Consider the following 22,370-nt stretch of genomic DNA (forward strand, 5'->3'; position numbering starts at 1 on the left):
ATGTTGAGTGAAAAGGAAGTTTTTTAAATGTCTGAAGTAAAAATTGCAGTAACGATAGAACCAGAAAGTGAAATTTCACAAACTTTTTTAAACGATTTAATAAAATATCAAACATCTATCGATATAATTGAATTAAGAGTTGATCAGTGGGCAACACCAAGAGTTGATGACATAGCTAATGTCATTGATAAATTATATAAGCTAAATTTAAACAAGAAAATTTTAGTTACTTATCGCACACAATCACAAGGCGGTAAAGGTGATTTGCCGATTGATGCGTACATTAAATTACTTGAAAGTATAATTGAAATAGACCAAGTGGATATGATTGATGTTGAATTTGAAATTAACCATCAATCTCATTATATAGCGAACTTGATTAATCAAGCCCATAAAAATGATATTGAAGTTATATTGTCTTATCATGATTTTCAAAAAACGCCACCATTGGTTCAGTTAAAACATTTGTATTTTAAAATGCATCAAATGAATCCAGATTACTTAAAAGTTGCGGTCATGCCTTATAGTAAAGAAGATGTCTTAAATTTATTATCAGCATTATCAGCAACAGTTGATACAGTGCCGCAACAAGTGATTGGCATTGCTATGTCAAAATTAGGCATCATTTCAAGAACTGCACAAGGTATTTTTGGTGGTGCAGTATCATATGGTTGTTTGGATAATCCTAAAGCACCTGGACAGATACAAGTTGAAACTTTGCGCGCGCAATTAAAGCTATATCAGTAGTTTGAAAATCTAATCGTACTATCTTATAATTGAAAATAGTTATCAATAGTGAAAGGGCGATATTAGATGGAACTACAAGATGCAATAGCTCAACGAAGAAGTATAAAGGTCTTTAGAAGAGATATGAACATAGATGACGATGCTTTATATGAAGCGATACAGCGTGCTACAGATGCACCCAATCACGGCTTGAGAGCACCTTGGAGAGTGGTTCATATCGCAAAAGATAGATTGGGAGATATGAGTAAACAATTAACTGAAATTGCTTTTCCTAATCTGAGAAAAAAGCAGGAAGATCACTATAAAGTTGCTACCAATTTAGGTGGTATGCTTGCATTAATTGTTAAAGAAGATCCAAGGCAAAAAGAAAGTTTAGAGAATAATATGGCATTTGGTGCATTTGCACAAAATCTTATGCTATTACTTTTTGAATCAGGTATAGGTACCTGTTGGAAGTCACCGGCTTATATTTTCAATCCTGAAATACGCAAAATATTTGGTGTGAAAGATGATGAGCGTTTAGTTGGATTACTATATTTGACTGATTTGGAAGATTTAGAAAAAATGCCACATCGAGAACGTCAACAAAATCAAGTCATTGATAAGTTTTAAATAGAACAATTCGGGACATAAATGTCTCTGACCAAACAGAAAACGATAATTTCTATTGAAATAATGTAGAAATTGTCGTTTTCTTTATTTTTATCAAGTAGTGTAGTTCGTCGAGCTACTATTTTCCTTAAATTTAATGCCGTTAGTACAAATCCTATTTCTCTTTTGACTTTGTCTCCCCCTCGAATTGACATTCGAGTGAAACCTAAAATAGCCTTCATGAACTCAAAAACTGCTTCTACATCAATTTTTCTTTGACTTTAGATTTTTCAGCCTCTGGTTATGAAAGCTGTTGATTAATTTGAGATTTAAAATACTCCCAATTAAAATGCTTCATTATCTTCTTATTCGTTTTTGAATTGTTTTTCATACATAAATTTTATTGTACTGATTTTGTATCGTGCTGACGCCCGGGGGAATAGTATGAGTGAGAGACTACAGGCTCGTGCCATATCCCCAGGCAAGCATGCACGATCAATATCGGAAGATTTTAAATATAAAGAGGGCAAATCCATTGTTAAGGATTTGCCCTCTTATTTTGAGAATAGGATTTATGTCCCACACCTTTTTAATGCTTATTTCAAAATTTTGGTTGTTTAAAAGTTAAAGTTAATAGAATTAAACCAATAACTACTCGAACGTTTCAGCTAGGAATGATTTAACTTGTTCAGGAGATTTAGCATTTGCTGAATGTAAATGTGCTAATTTCTCTCCATTTTTAAAAACTAATAAACTTGGAATACCCATAACGTCATTTTCAGCTGCAGCGTCTTCCAATTCATCGCGGTTAACAGTGTACCAGTTATAATTGTTATATTTTTCTACAATTGGGTCAATCCACATGTCCATTGCTTTACAATCTGGACACCATCCTGCTTCAAACTTAACGATGACTGGTTCGTCACTTTGTACTGTATTTTTAAATTGATCATTAGTATTAATTGATTCCATAATTAGACTCCTTTATAAAAGATATTATTGTAAACATTATAACCGACAATTTGCAGTTATTAAAAAAATCAGCTTAATAATTAGAGCGTTTTTGTTATAAGTTTGTTATATTAGTGTTAACTAAGCATAGGAGGTCCTGAAAAATGATAAAATTTTACCAATATCCTAATTGTACAACTTGTAAAAAAGCTGCAAAATTTTTACAAGCATACGGGGTAAGTTTTGAACCTATCGATATTGTGCAACATACACCAACTAAAAATGAGTTTAAAGAAATCATTAATACTACAGGTATTGATATCAATAAACTATTTAACACGCATGGTGCAAAATATCGTGAATTAGGCCTTAAAGATAAATTAAAAGACCTTTCCGATGAAGAAAAACTAGATTTATTATCCTCGGATGGCATGTTAGTGAAACGACCACTCGCTGTATTAGGTGATAAAGTAACAGTAGGTTTTAAAGAGGAACAATACAAGGAAACTTGGTTGTAAACACATTTTCTTTTACAATTCATTTTTAACAACTTTTGAGAATAATAGTTATATGCTTTGAAAAAGTTTTGTGCGATGAATTGTGAAACATGAGAAGTATTGTAAAATCAATTAAATAGTTGATTGTAAGCCTTTCATATGGCATCATGAATATGTAAAAACATTTAGGAGGGGATTCTCGTGGCAGTACCAAGTGAATTAAAATATTCTAAAGAACATGAATGGGTAAAAATTGATGGAAATACAGTGACGATTGGTATCACTGAGTATGCGCAAAGTGAATTAGGTGATATCGTATTCGTTGAATTACCTGAAACTGATGACGATATTGACGAAGGTGAATCTTTTGGTAGTGTTGAATCAGTAAAAACAGTTTCAGAACTTTATGCGCCTGTTTCAGGTAAAGTTGTAGAAACAAATGATGAACTAGAAGATAGTCCAGAATTCGTTAATGAATCACCATATGAAAAAGCATGGATGGTTAAAGTTGAGTTAAGTGATGAAAGTCAATTAGACGAGTTAATGTCAGCTGACCAATATTCTGAAATGATTGGTGAATAATATGAAATCAAACTCCACGATACGATATATCATGGAGTTTTTATTTTATCCTATAATGAAAGGCTAAATTTTAATTCAATATTCAAGTTGTTTTTGAAGTATAAATTACTTTAAAAAGTATCGTTAATAATATCATTGATGATAAATTGAATATTCAATTATTAAGATTATAATAAGAATCTATAATAAATGTTTATGTTGATAATGTCTGGTGTAGAACTAAATATAAAATTGAATTTACTATCACATTTAGAGGTGAATGTCATGGCGATATTAAACCAAGTTATCATTGTCGAAGGGAAAACAGACAAGAAACGGGTGAAGCAGGTGATTGACCAACCTATTGAAATCATTTGTACTAACGGTACTATGGGGATTGATAAGTTAGATGAAATGATTGAATCATTATACGACAAGCAAGTTTATGTACTTGCAGATGCAGATGATGAGGGTGAAAAGATACGTAAATGGTTTAAAAAATATTTAAGTGAAAGTAAACACATTCACATAGACAAACAATATGGTGAAGTAGCGAGATGCCCTAAAGCCTATTTGTCAAAAGTATTAGCAAAACATGGATTTTTAGTGAAAGATGAAGAAAAAGTAGCAAAAGCAAAGTTAGATTATATTGCTGAAAGGGTCAGTTTATTAACATGAATGTAAAGAGTGAAACACGTGTTAATGTTTTAGAACACGTAGATAAAGAAAAATATCTAATTTTTGGTTATACACCAACCTGTGGTACATGTAAAGTATCGGAACGAATGTTAGATATTGCGAATGAAATTTTAAAATTACCAATTACTAAAATAGATTTAAATTTCCATGCTGATTTTAGCCAACAACATGAGATACAATCAGTACCGATACTTATGCTTATGTCCAAAGGCGAAGAACAAAAAAGAATTTATGCATTTCAATCAGTGCCTTATTTGTTAGAAAATTTAAAATAATTATTGACGAATCTTTAGTACAATGGTAGGATTATGGATAATTAAATAATGAACTCTTATCACGAGAGGTGGAGGGATGTGCCCTATGAAGCCCGGCAACCGTCTTTAATAGAAATGGTGCCAATTCACATAAAGTAGATAAACTTTAGAAGATGAGAGAAGCGGGTATGCTTTCTCTATTCTTCGGTGAAAAGAGAGAGCATTTTTTAATTGAATGAGCAATACAAGGAGGAAACGGCAATGATTGAATTAAATCAAATCGTTAAGAGATATAAAACGAAAAAACACGATGTGTTAGCAGTAGATCATGTTGATTTAAGCATTCAATCAGGCTCGATTTTTGGTGTGGTTGGTTTTTCAGGCGCAGGTAAAAGTACTTTGATAAGACTTTTAAATCATCTTGAACAACCAACTTCAGGAGACGTCATCATTGATGGAGATACCATAGGGAAATTATCGAAATCAGAATTGAGAAAAAAACGTCAAAAAGTGAGCATGATTTTTCAACATTTTAATCTATTGTGGTCACGTAATGTTTTGAATAATATTACTTTTCCATTAGAAATTGCTGGTGTATCACGCAGTGAAGCAAAAAAACGAGCGATGGAATTAGTGGAATTGGTAGGACTAAAAGGTAGAGAAAATGCCTATCCATCAGAATTATCAGGTGGACAAAAACAGCGTGTGGGTATTGCACGTGCGTTAGCAAATGAGCCTAATGTCTTGCTTTGTGATGAAGCGACAAGTGCATTAGACCCTCAAACAACAGATGAAATTTTAGAATTATTATTAAAAATTAAAGAAGAAAGAAATTTAACGATCGTTATTATCACACATGAAATGCAAGTCATCAGACGCATTTGTGATGAAGTGGCAGTAATGGAAAATGGTCGTGTTATTGAACAAGGAAATGTGTCAACTGTTTTTGAAAATCCTCAACACGAAGTAACAAAACGCTTTGTCAAAGAAGATTTAAATGATGAATTTGACGAATCCATTTCTGAATTGATCGATTTAGATGAAAGTGCGTATGTCGTACGTTTGAATTTTACAGGAAACAATACAACTGAACCGTTAGTGTCATACATAACAAAGACACATAATATTGATGTCAATATTCTTGAAGCAAATATTAAACATACTAAAGATGGTGCACTGGGCTTTTTAGTATTGCATTTATTAGATGTAAATTCTGAAAAATTCGAAAAGTTCAAAAATGATTTAGGTGCACAACATGTTTCTGTGGAGGTGTTAAAGCATGGGTAGTTCATTCAGCGAGATTCTACAGGAAATGCTAACGATGCCTAATGTAAGTTGGGACGAGGTTTGGTTAGCTACATATGAAACAATTTATATGACAGTGATATCTACAATATTTGCTTTTGTTTTTGGTTTAATACTTGGTGTGCTTTTATTTTTATCTGCTAAAAGTCAATCGCCTGTGGCTAGAGTGTTTTACAGCGTTGTATCATTTGTAGTGAATTTATTCAGAGCAATACCATTTATTATTTTAATTTTACTACTCATACCATTTACGAGTTTAGTACTTGGAACGATTAGTGGTCCAACAGGTGCTTTGCCAGCACTTATCATCAGTGCAGCACCATTCTACGCAAGATTAGTGGAAATCGCTTTTAAAGAAATTGACAAGGGTGTTATTGAAGCTGCTTGGTCAATGGGAGCTACAACATGGACAGTAGTTAAAAAAGTGTTGTTACCTGAAGCAATGCCAGCGTTAATATCTGGAATAACTGTAACAGCAATTGCTTTAGTAGGATCTACTGCAGTAGCTGGTGTAATTGGAGCTGGCGGTTTAGGTAACTTAGCATACTTAACTGGCTTCACACGAAACCAAAACGATGTCATATTCGTTTCTACAATTTTAATCTTAATTATTGTTTTTATCATCCAATTCATTGGAGACCAAGTTACAAATAAAATAGATAAACGTTAAGTTAAAGGGGACAATTATATGAAAAAAATATTTAGTTTAGCTTCAATAATAGCTTTAGCATTAATATTAGCTGCTTGTGGTAATGGCGGTGGAGGTAAAGATAAGACAATTACAGTTGGTGCCTCTCCAGCCCCACATGCTGAAATCTTAGAAAAAGCAAAACCAATTTTAAAAGATAAAGGCTATGACTTAAAAATTAAAACGATTAACGATTATACGACACCAAATAAATTATTAGATAAAGGTGAGTTAGATGCTAACTTCTTCCAACATACACCATATCTAAATACTGAAAAGAAAGACAAAAATTATAAAATTGAATCAGCAGGGAACGTACATTTAGAGCCTATGGCTGTTTATTCAAAGAAATATAAAAGTTTAAAAGACTTACCAAAAGGAGCTACTGTTTATGTTTCAAATAACCCTGCAGAAGAAGGTCGTTTCTTAAAATTCTTCTCTGATGCAGGATTAATCAAAATTAAAAAAGGTGTTAAAACTGAAGACGCTAAATTTGATGATATCGTAGAAAATAAAAAAGATATCAAATTTAACAATAAACAATCAGCAGAATATCTACCTAAGATTTATCAAAAAGAAGATGCTGACGCAGTAATCATTAATTCTAACTTTGCAATTGATCAAAAATTAAGTCCTAAAAACGATTCAATTGTTTTAGAAAAAGCAAAAGACAATCCATACGCTAACTTGATTGGTGTCAAAGAAGGTCATAAAGACGATGAAAAAATCAAAGCATTAATGGATGCATTACAGTCTAAAGAAATTAAAGATTACATCAATAAAAAATATGACGGTGCAGTAGTACCAGCTAAATAATAGCGAAAATATTAACAAACCCTTTAACTTTAATAGTTGAAGGGTTGTTTTTGTTTGATTAATTTTAGAAAAAGGGCATAAAAAAGTAGCGGTGTGTGGAATAAGACATATAAAAATACGAATGCTTTAGGATATATTAACTCGGTTGCACATGCACAAATTTGTTCATAATATCCTCATCAACAAGTGTATTATGCAATTGTGTAGTGAGGTGTTGCTCGATGAGCTTAATAATCTAAAGGATTGATCATTGCTTTTTGAGATGAAGTTATATTTATTTACTTTGCTTACAAGATGATTTTAAATAGAAAAATTACATATTTGAATTTCACAGTTTTATGGCGTAAAATTAAATTATGTTTGAGTGAATTGCTTTAAAGCACGAAAATGTTGATGGTGTTTTTCAATACCACAATATCATTCAAACTGTGATAGGGAGAACTTAAAATTGGGCGCACCTTATTTCAGAATATAGGCTGCGTCATTATATATAGGCATTCATCATATATCATTTCGCTATTGATGTATAAGCATGAATGTAAAATAGCCCGGATGTGGCATGGATTTGTTACTAAACTACTTAGTTAGTTATAGCAACGAATCATTACCATTCCGGGCTTTATGTTTTTGATAAGGGCAGAAATCAAATATTATATAGTGATTGCGTTGTCAAAATGCTTATGTAAGCTTCCGATAAATACACAATCCTATTTTAATATGGTTTATACATAGAAAAATTAAAAATCATCGCTTGTAATATGTCCTAGTTTGTAGCTAATAAAGTAGCCTAAAATTACTGTAATAATAGAAATAATCCAAGTGAAAACATCATTTGGCAAACCAGGAAATACTGCATACAGCGATCCTACAACAAAACCAATGATAAGTGCGTAGGTTAAGTAAGTGTAATGGTTTAAAAGGTATTGAATCAATTTACTAGAAAATAAGAATCCGCAAATAATCCCAATACCTACGACCATTAAGATTGGTACAGCTTTAAAATTTAAAGACATAAATTCTGAAATTGAAAACATTACAGTACCATATACACCAAATACTAATAACATAAAGGATCCTGAAATGCCTGGTAGTAACATTGCACTAGAAGCACAAACACCTGCAATAAAATATTTAATAATAAGACCAGTTGATAATTCAAGTGTTTCTCCTGCATGTTTATCACCATTATTTAACAAGGTGATCACTACAATGATTATAATACCAAGTAAAACGAGTAAATAATGAGAAGTTTGAAATGTTTGTTTAACTCTTGCTGTATTTAATAAATAGGGTATGATGCCTGCTATTAGTCCAACAAATAGAAACATGGTTGGTACGGTGTGTTCACTTAAAAGATAATTAATTACTTTGCTCAATAAGCCAATAGCAATTATCATCCCTAATCCAATAGGAATCAGGAATTTTAAGCTTTCCCAAAACTTCTTTGAAAATATTCCGCTAATAGACCGTATAAAATCATCATAAATACCTAGAAGCAAAGCGATAGTACCTCCGCTTACACCAGGTACTAAATCGGAAGTACCCATTGCAAATCCTTTCCATAGATTTGACCACTTAATTTTTGACATACCAAAATCCTTTCTATCTAAAATATATTGAAAATGATAGCACAATTTTTCTTAGAACTATATTAAAAACAAAAGTTAAAATGAGTGAATGATTATAGAATATACTTTGCTTATAATAGATAGTTATAGGAATAATTGAGTTGAGAACATCATATCTTATATTATCAGTTAAAGAAATGATTAACGTACTATCAAAAATCATTGTATTTTGATAACAATTTTAATTTAGCACTTGAAAAGGTTTATATTCCAACACAACTGCGTTATAATTAGAAGGTGTAACAAGGGCTCAGTCTTTTGACTGTAGATTAAAATTATTATAAACTAGATAGGAAAAACATATCATATAATACGGAGGGAATATGTATGCCATCAACATTAGAAATTAAAGACCTACATGTGTCTATTGAAGATAAAGAGATTCTTAAAGGTGTTAATTTAACAATTAATACAGGAGAAATACATGCAGTAATGGGGCCTAATGGTACAGGTAAATCAACATTATCATCTGCAATCATGGGACACCCAAGCTATGAAGTAACACAAGGTGAAGTACTATTAGACGGCGTTAACATTTTAGAACTAGATGTTGATGATCGTGCCAAAGCTGGATTATTCTTAGCTATGCAATATCCATCAGAAATCACTGGTGTAACGAATGCAGACTTTATGCGTTCTGCGATAAACGCGAAACGTGAAGAAGGCGAAGAAATTAATTTAATGCAATTCATTAAAAAGTTAGACAAAGAAATGGACTTTTTAGATATTGACCAAGATATGGCACAACGTTATTTAAATGAAGGATTTTCAGGTGGGGAGAAAAAACGTAATGAAATTCTTCAGTTAATGATGCTAGAACCTAAATTTGCTATTTTAGATGAAATTGACTCAGGACTTGATATTGACGCATTAAAAGTAGTTTCAAAAGGTATCAATCAAATGCGTGGAGAAACGTTTGGTTCATTAATCATTACGCACTATCAACGACTATTGAATTATATTACACCTGATCATGTACACGTTATGTATGGTGGTAAAATTGTTACTTCAGGAGGACCTGAATTAGCGAAACGTCTTGAAGAAGAAGGTTATGAATGGGTTAAAGAAGAGTTTAATGCTGCAGAATAAGTCTTAATTCATATGAAAAATAATATTATAGATGAAGATTTAGGTTTTGATTTATACCGATGAGTTAAATCATACAATCATCAAATGGGAGGAAAAAAGTATGACGACTGAAACTTTGAACATTTCTGAAGCACAACTTGTTGAATATTCACAAGCCCATAATGAACCTTCTTGGTTAACTGAATTACGTAAAGAAGCGTTGCAATTAACTGAAACTTTAGAAATGCCAAAACCAGATAAAACAAAAATCACGAGATGGGACTTTGATTCATTTAAACAACATGAAACAAAGGGTAACGTTTATGAATCATTAGAAGAATTACCAAGTGAAGTTAGAGAGATTATTGATGTTGAAAACACTGAGAATTTGGTTATCCAACATAATAATACATTAGCATTCACAAAAGTTTCTGATTCAGCTCAAAATGATGGTGTTGTCGTTGAAGGCTTAGCAGAAGCTTTGATTAACCATCCTGATTTAGTAAAAAAATATTTCATGAATGAAACTGTTACAGTTGATGAACATAGATTGACAGCACTACATACTGCATTGCTAAATGGTGGCGTATTTGTATATGTTCCCAAAAATGTAGTGGTTGAGCATCCAATCCAATATGTAGTATTACACGATGATGAAAATGCAAGTTTCTACAACCATGTCATTATTGCAACTGAAGAAAGTGCTGAAGTAACTTATGTTGAAAACTATTTATCAATCGCAAGTGGAGAAGGTAACCAACTTAACATTGTTTCAGAAGTAAGTGCTGGTGCTAATTCAAAAATCACATACGGTTCAGTAGATTATTTAGATAAAGGTTTCACTGGCCATATTATTCGCCGCGGTGTTACTGAATCAGATGCTACTATAAATTGGGCGTTAGGTTTAATGAACGAAGGTAGTCAAATCATTGATAATACAACTAATTTAATTGGTGACCGTTCTGAAAGTGAACTCAAATCAGTGGTTGTAGGTACTGGTAGTCAGAAAATTAATTTAACTTCTAAAATTGTGCAATATGGTAAAGAAACAAATGGCTACATCTTAAAACACGGTGTAATGCTAGAAGGCGCGCAAACAGTATTTAATGGTATTGGCTATATTAAACATGGTGGTACGAAATCTATTGCGAACCAAGAATCTCGTGTTCTTATGTTATCTGAAAAAGCGCGCGGTGACGCGAACCCTATCTTACTTATCGATGAAGATGATGTAGAGGCTGGACATGCTGCATCCGTTGGCCGTGTTGACCCTGAACAATTATATTATTTAATGAGCCGTGGTATTTCTCGTCATGAAGCTGAACGTCTCGTTATTCATGGTTTCTTAGATCCAGTTGTACGTGAATTGCCAATTGAAGATGTTCAACGTAAATTACGTGAAGTAATCGAATTAAAAGTTAATAAATAATAAATAATAAATACAATTGAATCCGCAGCAAAATAATATTAAGAGAATGTGATTGAACATTATTATAAAATGCTCAGATTAAATGAATTAATATACGTTAGTTTGTTGTATTTCTTAAATTGCTACGGTTTCTTTATTGATTTTTTAAATTAAGAAAGGTCTGTGGATAATTTGACCCAATCACTAAATGTTAACGAAATATTAAAAGACTTTCCAATTCTTAACCAAAAAGTTAATAATAATCGCCTTGCTTATTTAGATACAACTGCTACTAGTCAAACACCAACACAAGTCATTGATGTTATAGCTGATTATTATAAACGTTATAACTCTAATGTACATCGTGGTGTACACACACTTGGATCATTAGCAACTGATGGTTATGAAAGCGCACGTGAAACAGTCAGACGTTTCATTAATGCAAAATATTTTGAAGAAATTATCTTCACACGTGGAACGACAGCTTCCATTAATGTTGTAGCACATAGTTATGGAGATGCGAATATTTCTGAAGGTGATGAGATTGTAGTCACTGAAATGGAACATCATGCTAATATAGTGCCTTGGCAACAATTAGCGAAACGCAAGAATGCATCTTTAAAGTTCATTCCAATGACAGATGAAGGTGAACTTACAATTGAAAATATAAAAGCGACAATTAATGATAATACAAAAATTGTAGCTATCACGCACGTTTCAAATGTACTAGGTACAATTAATGACATTAAGGCTATCACAGACATTGCGCATGAACATGGTGCTATCGTGAGTGTGGACGGTGCACAAGCAGCGCCACACATGGATTTAGACATGCAATCATTAGATGTTGATTTTTATAGTTTTAGTGGTCATAAAATGTTAGGACCTACTGGTATCGGTGTACTTTATGGTAAACGCGCCTTACTTGACGAAATGGAACCGGTCGAATTTGGTGGAGACATGATTGATTTCGTTGAAAAATATGATGCTTCTTGGGCAGATTTACCTACGAAATTTGAAGCTGGTACGCCATTAATTGCGCAAGCGATTGGTTTAGCTGAAGCAATTCGCTATATTGAAAATCTAGGTTTTGATGCGATACAAGCACATGAACATGAATTGACGACGTATGCTTACGATAAGATGTCTGAAATTGAAGGTATTGAAATATATGGTCCACCAAAAGACAGACGTGCTGGTGTTATAACTTTCAATATGACTGATGTTCATGCACATGATGTAGCGACTGCAGTTGATACAGAAGGCGTTGCTGTTAGAGCAGGGCATCACTGTGCACAACCGTTGATGAAATGGTTGAATCAATCGTCAACTGCACGTGCAAGTTTCTATATTTATAATACTAAAGAAGATATTGATCAGTTAGTAGAATCCTTGAATCAAACGAAGGAGTTTTTCTCATATGAATTTTAATAATTTAAACCAGTTGTATCGTTCAGTCATTATGGATCATTATAAAAACCCTAGAAATAAAGGGAGTTTAGATACTGGTGCAATGACAGTAGATATGAATAATCCAACTTGTGGGGATCGCATCCATCTTACGTTTGATATTGAAGATGGTTTTATCAAAGATGCTAAATTTGATGGAGAAGGTTGTTCAATTTCAATGTCAAGTGCTTCTATGATGACAGAGGCAGTAAAAGGTCACTCTTTAGCTGAAGCAATGCAAATGAGTCAAGAATTCACAAAAATGATGCTTGGTGAAGATTATGAAATCAGTGAAGCAATGGGAGATATAGAAGCACTACAAGGTGTTTCTCAATTCCCAGCTAGAATTAAATGTGCTACTTTGGCTTGGAAAGCTTTAGAAAAAGGCACAGTTGAAAAAGAAGGAAATACAGAAGACTAATCCATGTTGATACGTTGACATTGTGTAAATTTCCATTCACACTAGACATAACATCAAGATTAGGATGTAATTACGATGTAACTACAAATGAAGTTGTCTTGACGCGAGTCGTTTTAATATATAAAAGGAGTGATTTAAATGGCTAAAAAAGCACCTGATGTGGGCAATTACCAATATGGTTTCCATGATGAAGATGTTTCCATTTTTAGATCAGAACGCGGTTTAACAGAAAATATCGTCCGTGAAATTTCAAATATGAAAGAAGAACCAGAATGGATGCTTAATTATAGATTGAAAGCATTAAAACAATTCTACAAAATGCCAATGCCTCAATGGGGTGGCGATTTATCAGAATTGAATTTTGATGATATCACTTATTATGTTAAGCCATCTGAACAAACTGAACGTTCATGGGATGAAGTGCCAGAAGAAATCAAACGTACATTTGATAAATTAGGTATTCCTGAAGCAGAACAAAAATACCTTGCTGGTGTTTCAGCACAATATGAATCAGAAGTTGTTTATCACAATATGGAAAAAGAACTTGAAGATAAAGGTATTGTCTTTAAAGATACAGACACTGCATTAAAAGAAAACGAAGAATTATTTAAACAATATTTCTCAACAGTTGTACCAGCTGGAGATAACAAATTCTCAGCACTTAATTCAGCTGTTTGGTCTGGTGGATCGTTCATTTATATACCAAAAAATATTAAACTAGATACGCCTTTACAAGCGTATTTCCGTATTAACTCTGAAAACATGGGACAATTTGAACGTACACTAATCATTGCAGATGAAGGTGCTTCAGTTAACTATGTAGAAGGTTGTACTGCACCGGTTTATACAACAAGTTCACTACACTCAGCTGTAGTTGAAATTATCGTCCACAAAGATGCCCATGTGCGTTATACTACAATTCAAAACTGGGCTAATAATGTTTATAACTTAGTTACAAAACGTACATTAGTGCATGAGAATGGTAATATGGAATGGGTTGACGGTAACTTAGGTTCTAAATTAACGATGAAATATCCCAACTGTGTGCTTATGGGTGAAGGCGCTAAAGGTAGTACGCTATCAATTGCATTCGCTGGTAAAGGGCAAGTTCAAGATGCTGGTGCAAAAATGATTCATAAAGCACCTAACACTTCATCTACGATAGTATCTAAATCTATTTCTAAAGATGGCGGTAAAGTTATTTATCGTGGTATCGTACACTTTGGCCGCAAAGCTAAAGGTGCACGTTCTAACATTGAATGTGATACGTTAATTTTAGATAACGAATCTACTTCAGATACAATTCCATATAATGAAGTATTTAATGATAATATTTCATTAGAACATGAAGCAAAAGTATCAAAAGTTTCTGAAGAGCAATTATTCTATTTAATGAGTCGTGGTATTTCAGAAGAAGAAGCTACAGAAATGATTGTTATGGGCTTCATTGAACCATTTACTAAAGAGCTTCCAATGGAATATGCTGTTGAAATGAATCGTCTTATCAAATTTGAAATGGAAGGTTCAATCGGCTAAAGTATTTATGATAAATAGTTTAGTTTTACAGTAAGTTATTAAATTTTAAAAACACGAGTGATGCGATTTTGATTCCCTTATATATATGGGCATTCAAATATGTATCACTTCGTGTTTTTTTATTATAGTTGTTTTGAAAACGCTGTTTTAATAATTGGAAATGCGTTTATGTATTGTAAAACAAGGGAATTGATACATATCGTTTAAAATTTTATAGAATATAAAAAGGAGTTATGCTGATATGATTATAGCTATAATCATACTTTTATTTGCTTCATTCTTCTTTTCTGGTAGTGAAACAGCTTTAACTGCTGCAAATAGGATGAAAATACAAACTGAAGCTGAAAATGGAGATAAAAAGTCTGCTAAATTATCAAAGCTACTTACAAAACCCAGTGAATTTATTACTACAATTTTAATTGGAAATAATATTGCGAATATTATTTTGCCTACATTAGTGACAGTATTAGCAGTGGATATTGGAATGAACGTTGGTGTAGCTACTGCAATTACAACGGTTGCTATTATCATCATTTCTGAAGTAATTCCAAAATCTGTTGCTGCAACTTATCCAGATCGTATGTCTAGATTGGTTTATACACCGATTTCATTTTTCGTCACAATATTTAAACCGATTACGAAATTGTTAAACTGGTTAACAGATATGATCAATAATTTACTTTCTAAAGGGCAAGAAGATCAACAACGATTATCAAAAGAAGAGATTAGACAGATGGTTACGATTGCAGGTAGTGAGGGTGCATTCAATGAAATGGAACGAAATCGAATTCAAGGTGTTATGGATTTTGAACAATTAAAAATAACAAATATCGATACAACACCAAGGATTAATGTGACTGCATTTCCGGCTGATATATCTTACGAAGATGCGTACGATACGGTAGTGACGAATCCGTATACACGTTATCCAGTTTATGATGGTGATATCGACCATATTATAGGCATCTTCCATTCAAAATATTTGCTAGCATGGAGTAAAGAAAAGTCAAACAATATTTTACAATATACTTCAGAACCTTTATTTGTGAATGAGCATAATAGAGCAGAATGGGCGCTGAGAAAAATGACTGTGTCACGTAAACATTTAGCGATTGTATTAGATGAATTTGGTGGGACAGATGCCATTGTTTCTCATGAGGATTTGATTGAAGAAATGCTAGGTATGGAAATTGAAGATGAGATGGACGAACAAGAGCAAGAGAAATTAGACGCGCAAATGCAAGCTTATAATAAAAAATAAAAACTATAGTCACAATATTTAAGTTATTGTTTTTAATTAAAGGAGTGTTTTGCATGCACTTTTCATCAAAAGTGACCAAAATGTTGAATATCAAACTTCCTATTATTCAGGCAGGTATGGCAGGTAGTACAACGCCTGAATTAGTAGCATCTGTGAGTAATAGTGGAGGACTTGGTACAATTGGGGCAGGGTATTTTAATTCAGAGAAGTTAGATTCAGAAATAACATATGTTCAAGAATTAACTGATTTGCCTTTTGCAGTTAACTTATTTGTTCCAAGTGAACAATTATATATTCCAGAAAGTGTAGAACACATGAATGCATGGTTAAAACCCTATAGAAAAGCTTTGAGTTTAGAGGAACCTGTTATTGATGTTAGTGAGGAACAGCAATTTAATGAATCCATAGATATGGTAATCGAAAAAGGGGTTCCTGTAGTTTCATTTACTTTTGGAATACCAAATCAAAATATTATCAAAAAATTGAAAGCACGTCAGATTACTGTGATAGGAACAGCAACATCAGTTGAAGAAGCGAAAGCTAATGAAAGTGCTGGTATGGATGCAGTCATCGCTCAAGGTAGTGAAGCAGGTGGACATAGAGGTTCTTTCACTGTAACTTCAGGTGATCACACACCATTGATTGGTACCATGTCACTGGTACCACAAGTCGTAGATAATGTATCTATTCCAGTGATATCAGCAGGTGGCATTATGGATGGACGTGGCGTTGTTGCAAGTATGGTGTTAGGTGCCGAAGCTGTACAAATGGGAACAGCATTTTTAACTTCAGAAGAAAGTGGTGCTTCAGCTTTATATAAAAATGCAATACAACAAAGTAAAGAAACAGATACTGTCATCACAAAAGCTTTTACAGGTAAACCAGCTAGAGGTATCGATAATGAATTTATACACAAGATGGAAGGATATGATGATGACATTCCAGATTATCCTATACAAAACCAATTGACAAAAAGTATTCGTAAAACTGCTGCTGACTTAGGTAATGAGCAATGGACACATCTATGGAGTGGACAAAGTCCTAGGTTATCACAACCTAGTTCAGCTTCTGAATTGATAGCTGGTATCATACAAGAAACTAAACGCATACTTAACGAGTAATGAACTTAAGTTGTTTTAAGAAAAGTTGCTATTTTTAAAATGATAGCAACTTTTTTGTTTTATGTTTCGTGTATCTACTACAGTCATCGTTGTTTTATCCTAACCTTAACCGTTGAAACAATTGAAGAATATAATTTAATCTAGTGAATCTCATAAATCATCTATGGTATCATGTAACTGGTGATACTATGATAAATATTGGATTAACAGGTTGGGGAGACCATGATACTTTGTACGAAGATTTACAGCGTAAATCAGATAAGTTAATTACATATGCAAGTCACTTTCCCATCGTAGAATTAGATGCATCTTATTATGCGATACAACCTGAAAGAAATATTAGAAAATGGATAAGAGAGACGCCTGAGAGATTCCAATTTATAGTTAAAATTCATCAGGCATTAACACTTCATGCAGATTATCATGATTTTGCAGAATCAAGACAAATACTTTTTGATCAGTTTAAAGCGATGTTAACGCCATTAAAATCTGAACAAAAGTTAGCGATGGTATTAGTACAATTTCCGCCTTGGTTTGATTGCACAGTACAGAACATCAGATATATTCGATATGTACGAGAACAGTTGAAAGCATTTCCTGTTTGTATAGAATTTAGACATCAATCCTGGTTTAATGATCAATTTAAAGAAGAAACATTAGCTTTTTTAACTGAATATGACATGATACACGCAGTATGTGATGAACCACAAGTTGGACAAGGTTCCATACCCTTAGTCAATCGTATTACAAACGAGACAGCATTTGTGCGTTATCATGGCAGAAATGAACATGGATGGACGAAAAAAGATATGACGGATGAAGCATGGAGAGATGTAAGGTACTTGTACGATTATAATAAACAAGAACTTCAAGATTTAGCACAAAAAGTGAAGCTATTAGAACAAAAAGCTAAAAATATTTATGTAGTTTTTAATAATAACTCAGGTGGTCATGCTGCACAAAATGCTAAGACATATCAAACATTACTAGGCATTGATTATGAAGGCTTAGCACCACAACAATTAAAATTATTTTAGGAGCGATCGTATATGTTAACAATAATTATTTTGATTTTAATTGGTGGTTTATCAGCTGTTTTAGGTTCTCTTGTAGGCATTGGTGGCGGCATTATTATCGTTCCGACTTTAGTTTATTTAGGTGTAGAAAACGATTTACTAAATGGAATTACACCTCAAATTGCCATAGGGACATCTTCACTGATATTAATCGTGACAGGATTATCATCAACATTAGGTTATTTGAAAACAAAACAAGTTGATGTGAAAAACGGTTCTATCTTTTTATTTGGATTGTTACCAGGTTCTTTGGTTGGGTCTATTTTAAGTCGTTTTTTAACTTTAGACTCTTTTAATTTATATTTTGGTATCTTTTTGATATTTGTAGCAATTTTACTCATGATAAGAAATAATATTAAACCGATGAAAATGTTTAATAAGCCAAAGTATGCACGTACATATGTAGATGGTTATGGAAAGACACATCATTATAGTGTTCCGCCAGTTGTAGCATTTGTATCAACGTTATTTATAGGTGTTTTGACAGGATTATTTGGTATTGGTGGTGGCGCATTAATGACACCTTTAATGTTAATTGTTTTCAGATTTCCACCACATGTTGCTGTCGGTACAAGCATGATGATGATATTCTTTTCTAGCGTAATGAGTTCTGTTGGGCATATTGCCCAAGGACATGTGGCTTGGGTTTATTCTATTGTATTAATCATCTCTAGCTATTTGGGTGCTAAAATAGGCGTGAAAGTAAATCAATCCATACAATCAAATACTGTCGTTATGTTATTGAGAACAGTTATGCTTATAATGGGACTATATTTAATCATTAAGTCATTTTTATAAACTAAGAGGAGGGAACCAAGGTGAAATTAACTATTTACCATACAAATGATATCCATAGTCATTTGCATGAGTATGCCCGCATTTCCGAATATTTAGCTCAAGAGAGACCAAAATTAAATCACCCCTCGCTCTATTTAGATATTGGAGACCATGTAGATCTATCTGCACCTGTTACAGAAGCTACTATGGGAATAAAAAATGTTGAACTATTAAATAAAGCACGTTGTGATATAGCAACTATTGGTAATAACGAAGGTATGACCATTTCACATGATGCATTAAATACACTTTATGACAATGCAAAATTTGATGTAACCTGTGCAAATGTTTTTGACGAACAGGGTTACTTACCGCGAAATATCACATCATCAATCATTAAGGAAATTGAAGGTGTGAGAATCTTATTTGTTGCAGCAACTGCGCCATTCACGCCATTTTATAGAGCATTGGATTGGGTTGTTACCAATCCATTAGAAGCCATTAAAGACGAAATCAGCGCGAACGAAGGTGATTATGATTTATTGATTATTATGAGCCATGTAGGCGTATTCTTTGATGAGAAATTATGCCAAGAAATTCCTGAAATAGATTTAATACTAGGGAGTCATACACATCATTATTTTGAAAATGGAGAAATGAACAATGGTGTATTGATGGCAGCTGCAGGTAAATATGGTCATTTTTTAGGTGAAGTGACATTAGAAATAGACCGTAATAGAGTTGTAGATAAGCAAGCGGTGATTTATCCAGTAGACACTTTACCTGAGGTTGAAACACATTTCGAAAGTGAAGGTAAAGCACTGTTAAGCGATCCAATTATTAATCGACCAGTTGAATTACCAAGAAAGACAGATGTTATAACAAAGACATCTTATATGTTAGCTGAAAGTGTATTTGAATTTACAAATGCTGACTGTACAATCATTAACGCAGGTTTGATTGTAAAAGGTATCTCAGCGAATCAAATGACAGAGTTTGACATTCATCAAATGTTACCTCATCCTATCAATGCCGTTCGTATCCGTTTAAATGGTCTGGAATTAAAAAATATAATTATTAAAAGCCAAAAACAAGAATATCTACATGAACATGCACAAGGTTTAGGTTTTAGAGGAGATATTTTTGGTGGCTATATACTATATAATTTAGGATTGATCGAATCAGAATCAAGATATTTCATCAATGGAGAAGAAATTGAAGACGATAAAATTTATGTGTTAGGTACTGTTGATATGTATACATTTGGTCGTTATTTTCCTACGCTAAAAGAACAATCTATAGATTACTTAATGCCAGAATTTTTAAGAGATATTTATAAAGAAAAAATGCTCGAATACTAAAATATTACATTTTACGTTTTAATTTAATCCGATTTTCGTTATAATGATTACAGATTTGAAATCAGGAGGAATTGTGCGGTTATGGCTACTAAAAATGAAGAAATTTTACGTAAACCAGATTGGTTGAAAATAAAACTGAATACTAACGAAAACTACACTGGTCTTAAGAAAATGATGCGAGAAAAGAACTTACATACAGTGTGTGAAGAAGCAAAATGTCCAAACATACATGAGTGTTGGGGCGAACGTCGTACTGCTACGTTTATGATTTTAGGCGCAGTTTGCACGCGTGCATGTCGTTTCTGTGCGGTTAAAACCGGATTGCCTAATGAGTTAGATTTAGATGAGCCAGAGCGCGTGGCAGAATCTGTTGAATTAATGAATTTAAAACATGTTGTTATAACAGCGGTTGCACGTGATGATTTAAGAGATGCTGGTTCAAATGTTTATGCTGAAACAGTCCGTAAAGTACGTGAGCGTAACCCTTACACTTCAATAGAAATATTACCATCTGATATGGGTGGTGACTTTGAAGCTTTAGAAACGTTAATGGCTTCAAAACCAGATATTTTAAACCATAATATTGAAACAGTTCGTCGTTTAACACCAAGAGTTCGTGCTAGAGCGACTTATGACCGTACTTTAGAATTTTTAAGACGTTCTAAAGAATTACAACCTGATACACCAACAAAATCTAGTTTAATGGTAGGACTAGGTGAAACTCATGAAGAAATTTATGAAACAATGGATGATTTACGTGCGAATGACGTAGATATCTTGACTATTGGTCAATATTTGCAACCTTCACGTAAACACTTAAAAGTTGAAAAATACTATACACCTTTAGAATTTGGTAAATTAAGAAAAGTTGCAATGGATAAAGGTTTCAAACATTGCCAAGCTGGACCGCTTGTGAGAAGTTCTTATCATGCAGATGAGCAAGTAAATGAAGCTGCAAAAGAAAGACATCGTCTAGGTGAAGAAAAACTTAGTACAGATTCTAATAGTTAAAACATAGATATTGCATTTAAAGACTTAGTTCAATTAGGGATATTAACGACGCGCGTTAACTCACTTTGGGCTAAGTCTTTTATTAGAAATAATAAAAATTGATTACTAACCTATTAAAGACAGACAATGTACGGTTAAATTGAGTAATGAAAATTAGATTAGGTGAGTATAATGATAAAAGTTAATAGTTTTTATTTTGAAATTATAGAAGATTATAGAGAATGTTTTGATGAAACATTATTTGCAAATCGTTACGCAGATATTTTAGATAAGTATGACTATATTGTGGGAGATTTTGGGTATGATCAATTAAGATTAAAAGGATTCTATAAAGATTCGAATAAAAAAGCTGAATTAAGTAAGCGTTTTTCCACAATTCAAGATTATTTATTAGAATACTGCAACTTTGGGTGTCCGTATTTTATTCTTAGAAAAGTTCCAGAAAATGAAATTAAATCCCAAATTGAAGCAGAAGATGAAAATGCAGAGATATCATTTGAAGAAAATAAATTACAAGATGTTAAAATCCAACCAACGATTCAAGATACAGAACAGTAAGTTGATGTAGATTTAGCGTCAGTTTAATATTAAAAACAAGTTAGGCTGCTATTCAACCGTGGAGTTACGGGTAATGAATAGTAGCTTTTTTATGTAGATTTATCATGACGCTAAATAAAATAAAAAAGGCTGATTATCGTAAATGACTCAGCCTTTTTCAATGACATTGTGTCTTATCATGTGCATCGATTTAATTAATAATATGACATAGAAATAATATTTAACGAACTGTATTTTGGCCATTAATATTATTTTGAACTTGTGCGTTTGCCACAGCAATTATTGTATGACTTGATTGAGATATTCAGTGATTTCATTACCTTCATTTTCAGTTACACCTAAAATATAAGCAATGTATCCTTCTTCTTCTAAATCATCTGTACCAATAATGCCAAATTTATTTGTTTGCATGTTTAAAACAATTGTTTTTCCAAAATGACGATTGGTTTGTATAAGCATTAAATCATAACGACTAAATTCTCCGACGAAACCTACAAATTGTACCTGTGATGATTCATCATCGTCATAAAGATACATATCTATCATAAAAACACCCTTTCATCATGGCACTGCACCCTTACTAAGG

Annotated in this window: 25 protein-coding genes, 1 pseudogene and 1 riboswitch; of the genes and pseudogenes, 22 read left to right on the forward strand and 4 right to left on the reverse strand. The window is 32.8% G+C overall.

Going from position 1 to position 22,370, the window contains the following annotated elements; all coding sequences use genetic code 11:
* Positions 1 to 27: 27 nt before the first annotated feature.
* Both aroD and KA873_RS11635 read left to right on the forward strand, forming a co-directional pair.
* Positions 28 to 747: a type I 3-dehydroquinate dehydratase gene (gene aroD, locus KA873_RS11630; protein ID WP_107505379.1), complete on the forward strand. Its 720-nt coding sequence runs from the start codon at positions 28 to 30 to the stop codon at positions 745 to 747.
* A gap of 66 nt (positions 748 to 813) precedes the next feature.
* The gene (locus tag KA873_RS11635; RefSeq protein WP_107384300.1) at positions 814 to 1,359 is read left to right on the forward strand and encodes a nitroreductase family protein; all 546 of its coding nucleotides are present in this window, start codon (positions 814 to 816) and stop codon (positions 1,357 to 1,359) included.
* Here the strand turns inward: KA873_RS11635 and KA873_RS11640 are convergent.
* Positions 1,356 to 1,732: pseudogene (locus KA873_RS11640) on the reverse strand (transposase); the annotation flags it as partial. The gene KA873_RS11635 and the pseudogene KA873_RS11640 overlap by 4 nt on opposite strands.
* A 50-nt stretch (positions 1,733 to 1,782) precedes the next feature.
* Between KA873_RS11640 and KA873_RS11645 the strand changes: the two are divergent.
* The gene (locus KA873_RS11645) at positions 1,783 to 1,959 is read left to right on the forward strand and encodes a hypothetical protein (RefSeq protein ID WP_192947479.1); all 177 of its coding nucleotides are present in this window, start codon (positions 1,783 to 1,785) and stop codon (positions 1,957 to 1,959) included.
* A 30-nt stretch (positions 1,960 to 1,989) separates the two neighbouring features.
* On the opposite strand, the gene KA873_RS11650 is transcribed toward KA873_RS11645, so the two are convergent.
* A complete protein-coding gene (locus tag KA873_RS11650) occupies positions 1,990 to 2,310 on the reverse strand; it encodes a thioredoxin family protein (protein WP_210140444.1) in 321 nt (106 codons plus the stop codon).
* 143 nt (positions 2,311 to 2,453) lie between these two features.
* Between KA873_RS11650 and KA873_RS11655 the strand changes: the two genes are divergently transcribed.
* The 7 genes from KA873_RS11655 to KA873_RS11685 all read left to right on the forward strand — a co-directional run bounded on the left by KA873_RS11655 (position 2,454) and on the right by KA873_RS11685 (position 7,109).
* Positions 2,454 to 2,807: an arsenate reductase family protein gene (locus KA873_RS11655; RefSeq protein ID WP_107384298.1), complete on the forward strand. Its 354-nt coding sequence runs from the start codon at positions 2,454 to 2,456 to the stop codon at positions 2,805 to 2,807.
* A 180-nt stretch (positions 2,808 to 2,987) separates the two neighbouring features.
* Complete coding sequence (gcvH, locus tag KA873_RS11660; protein ID WP_019469771.1) at positions 2,988 to 3,368, forward strand: glycine cleavage system protein GcvH; 381 nt, start codon at positions 2,988 to 2,990, stop codon at positions 3,366 to 3,368.
* A 264-nt stretch (positions 3,369 to 3,632) separates the two neighbouring features.
* The gene (locus KA873_RS11665) at positions 3,633 to 4,025 is read left to right on the forward strand and encodes a toprim domain-containing protein (RefSeq protein WP_019469770.1); all 393 of its coding nucleotides are present in this window, start codon (positions 3,633 to 3,635) and stop codon (positions 4,023 to 4,025) included.
* Positions 4,022 to 4,321, forward strand: coding sequence for a thioredoxin family protein (locus KA873_RS11670; RefSeq protein ID WP_107517882.1), 300 nt, complete (start codon positions 4,022 to 4,024; stop codon positions 4,319 to 4,321). Before KA873_RS11665 ends, KA873_RS11670 begins: the two co-directional genes overlap by 4 nt.
* Before the next feature lie 53 nt (positions 4,322 to 4,374).
* A riboswitch (SAM riboswitch) is annotated at positions 4,375 to 4,480 on the forward strand.
* Positions 4,481 to 4,561: 81 nt separating this feature from the next.
* Positions 4,562 to 5,587 (forward strand): methionine ABC transporter ATP-binding protein, encoded by a 1,026-nt coding sequence (locus tag KA873_RS11675; RefSeq protein ID WP_107384296.1) that lies wholly within the window; start codon positions 4,562 to 4,564, stop codon positions 5,585 to 5,587.
* On the forward strand, positions 5,580 to 6,275 hold the full coding sequence (locus KA873_RS11680; RefSeq protein WP_107384295.1) for a methionine ABC transporter permease: 696 nt from the start codon (positions 5,580 to 5,582) through the stop codon (positions 6,273 to 6,275). Before KA873_RS11675 ends, KA873_RS11680 begins: the two co-directional genes overlap by 8 nt.
* A gap of 18 nt (positions 6,276 to 6,293) precedes the next feature.
* Positions 6,294 to 7,109, forward strand: a complete 816-nt coding sequence (locus KA873_RS11685; protein ID WP_107384294.1) for a MetQ/NlpA family ABC transporter substrate-binding protein — start codon at positions 6,294 to 6,296, stop codon at positions 7,107 to 7,109.
* Between the two features lie 737 nt (positions 7,110 to 7,846).
* Here the strand turns inward: KA873_RS11685 and popT are convergent.
* The gene (popT, locus tag KA873_RS11690; RefSeq protein WP_107504623.1) at positions 7,847 to 8,698 is read right to left on the reverse strand and encodes a polyprenyl-phosphate transporter PopT; all 852 of its coding nucleotides are present in this window, start codon (positions 8,696 to 8,698) and stop codon (positions 7,847 to 7,849) included.
* A gap of 366 nt (positions 8,699 to 9,064) precedes the next feature.
* On the opposite strand from popT, the gene sufC reads away from it, so the two are divergent.
* The 12 genes from sufC (at position 9,065) to KA873_RS11750 (ending at position 21,784) form a co-directional block, all read left to right on the forward strand.
* Positions 9,065 to 9,826 carry a Fe-S cluster assembly ATPase SufC gene (sufC, locus tag KA873_RS11695; protein ID WP_019469764.1) on the forward strand — a complete coding sequence of 254 codons (762 nt, stop codon included), beginning with the start codon at positions 9,065 to 9,067 and terminating at the stop codon, positions 9,824 to 9,826.
* A 100-nt stretch (positions 9,827 to 9,926) separates the two neighbouring features.
* Positions 9,927 to 11,234, forward strand: a complete 1,308-nt coding sequence (gene sufD / locus KA873_RS11700) for a Fe-S cluster assembly protein SufD (protein ID WP_107384292.1) — start codon at positions 9,927 to 9,929, stop codon at positions 11,232 to 11,234.
* A gap of 171 nt (positions 11,235 to 11,405) precedes the next feature.
* Positions 11,406 to 12,644: a cysteine desulfurase gene (locus KA873_RS11705; protein WP_154409402.1), complete on the forward strand. Its 1,239-nt coding sequence runs from the start codon at positions 11,406 to 11,408 to the stop codon at positions 12,642 to 12,644.
* Positions 12,634 to 13,083, forward strand: a complete 450-nt coding sequence (sufU, locus tag KA873_RS11710) for a Fe-S cluster assembly sulfur transfer protein SufU (protein WP_107384290.1) — start codon at positions 12,634 to 12,636, stop codon at positions 13,081 to 13,083. Before KA873_RS11705 ends, sufU begins: the two co-directional genes overlap by 11 nt.
* Before the next feature lie 138 nt (positions 13,084 to 13,221).
* Complete coding sequence (sufB, locus tag KA873_RS11715; protein ID WP_019469760.1) at positions 13,222 to 14,619, forward strand: Fe-S cluster assembly protein SufB; 1,398 nt, start codon at positions 13,222 to 13,224, stop codon at positions 14,617 to 14,619.
* A gap of 241 nt (positions 14,620 to 14,860) precedes the next feature.
* Positions 14,861 to 15,880, forward strand: a complete 1,020-nt coding sequence (locus tag KA873_RS11720) for a hemolysin family protein (protein ID WP_107386418.1) — start codon at positions 14,861 to 14,863, stop codon at positions 15,878 to 15,880.
* Positions 15,881 to 15,933: 53 nt separating this feature from the next.
* Entirely contained in the window at positions 15,934 to 17,001 is a 1,068-nt protein-coding gene (locus KA873_RS11725) for an NAD(P)H-dependent flavin oxidoreductase (RefSeq protein WP_210140446.1), read from the forward strand.
* A 188-nt stretch (positions 17,002 to 17,189) separates the two neighbouring features.
* Positions 17,190 to 18,038, forward strand: coding sequence for a DUF72 domain-containing protein (locus KA873_RS11730; protein ID WP_107384287.1), 849 nt, complete (start codon positions 17,190 to 17,192; stop codon positions 18,036 to 18,038).
* A gap of 12 nt (positions 18,039 to 18,050) precedes the next feature.
* Positions 18,051 to 18,875: a sulfite exporter TauE/SafE family protein gene (locus tag KA873_RS11735; RefSeq protein ID WP_107384286.1), complete on the forward strand. Its 825-nt coding sequence runs from the start codon at positions 18,051 to 18,053 to the stop codon at positions 18,873 to 18,875.
* 20 nt (positions 18,876 to 18,895) lie between these two features.
* Positions 18,896 to 20,215, forward strand: a complete 1,320-nt coding sequence (locus KA873_RS11740) for a bifunctional metallophosphatase/5'-nucleotidase (protein ID WP_107384285.1) — start codon at positions 18,896 to 18,898, stop codon at positions 20,213 to 20,215.
* Positions 20,216 to 20,296: 81 nt separating this feature from the next.
* Positions 20,297 to 21,226, forward strand: a complete 930-nt coding sequence (gene lipA / locus KA873_RS11745; protein ID WP_210140450.1) for a lipoyl synthase — start codon at positions 20,297 to 20,299, stop codon at positions 21,224 to 21,226.
* A gap of 171 nt (positions 21,227 to 21,397) precedes the next feature.
* The gene (locus tag KA873_RS11750) at positions 21,398 to 21,784 is read left to right on the forward strand and encodes a YutD family protein (RefSeq protein WP_107384283.1); all 387 of its coding nucleotides are present in this window, start codon (positions 21,398 to 21,400) and stop codon (positions 21,782 to 21,784) included.
* Positions 21,785 to 22,063: 279 nt separating this feature from the next.
* Here KA873_RS11750 and KA873_RS11755 read toward each other — a convergent pair whose 3' ends face one another.
* Positions 22,064 to 22,330 (reverse strand): DUF3055 domain-containing protein, encoded by a 267-nt coding sequence (locus KA873_RS11755; protein WP_107384282.1) that lies wholly within the window; start codon positions 22,328 to 22,330, stop codon positions 22,064 to 22,066.
* Positions 22,331 to 22,370: the final 40 nt, after the last annotated feature.

It is taken from the genome of Staphylococcus sp. GDY8P45P (assembly GCF_017892745.1).
In the GTDB taxonomy this organism is placed as follows: Bacteria; Bacillota; Bacilli; order Staphylococcales; family Staphylococcaceae; genus Staphylococcus; species Staphylococcus cohnii.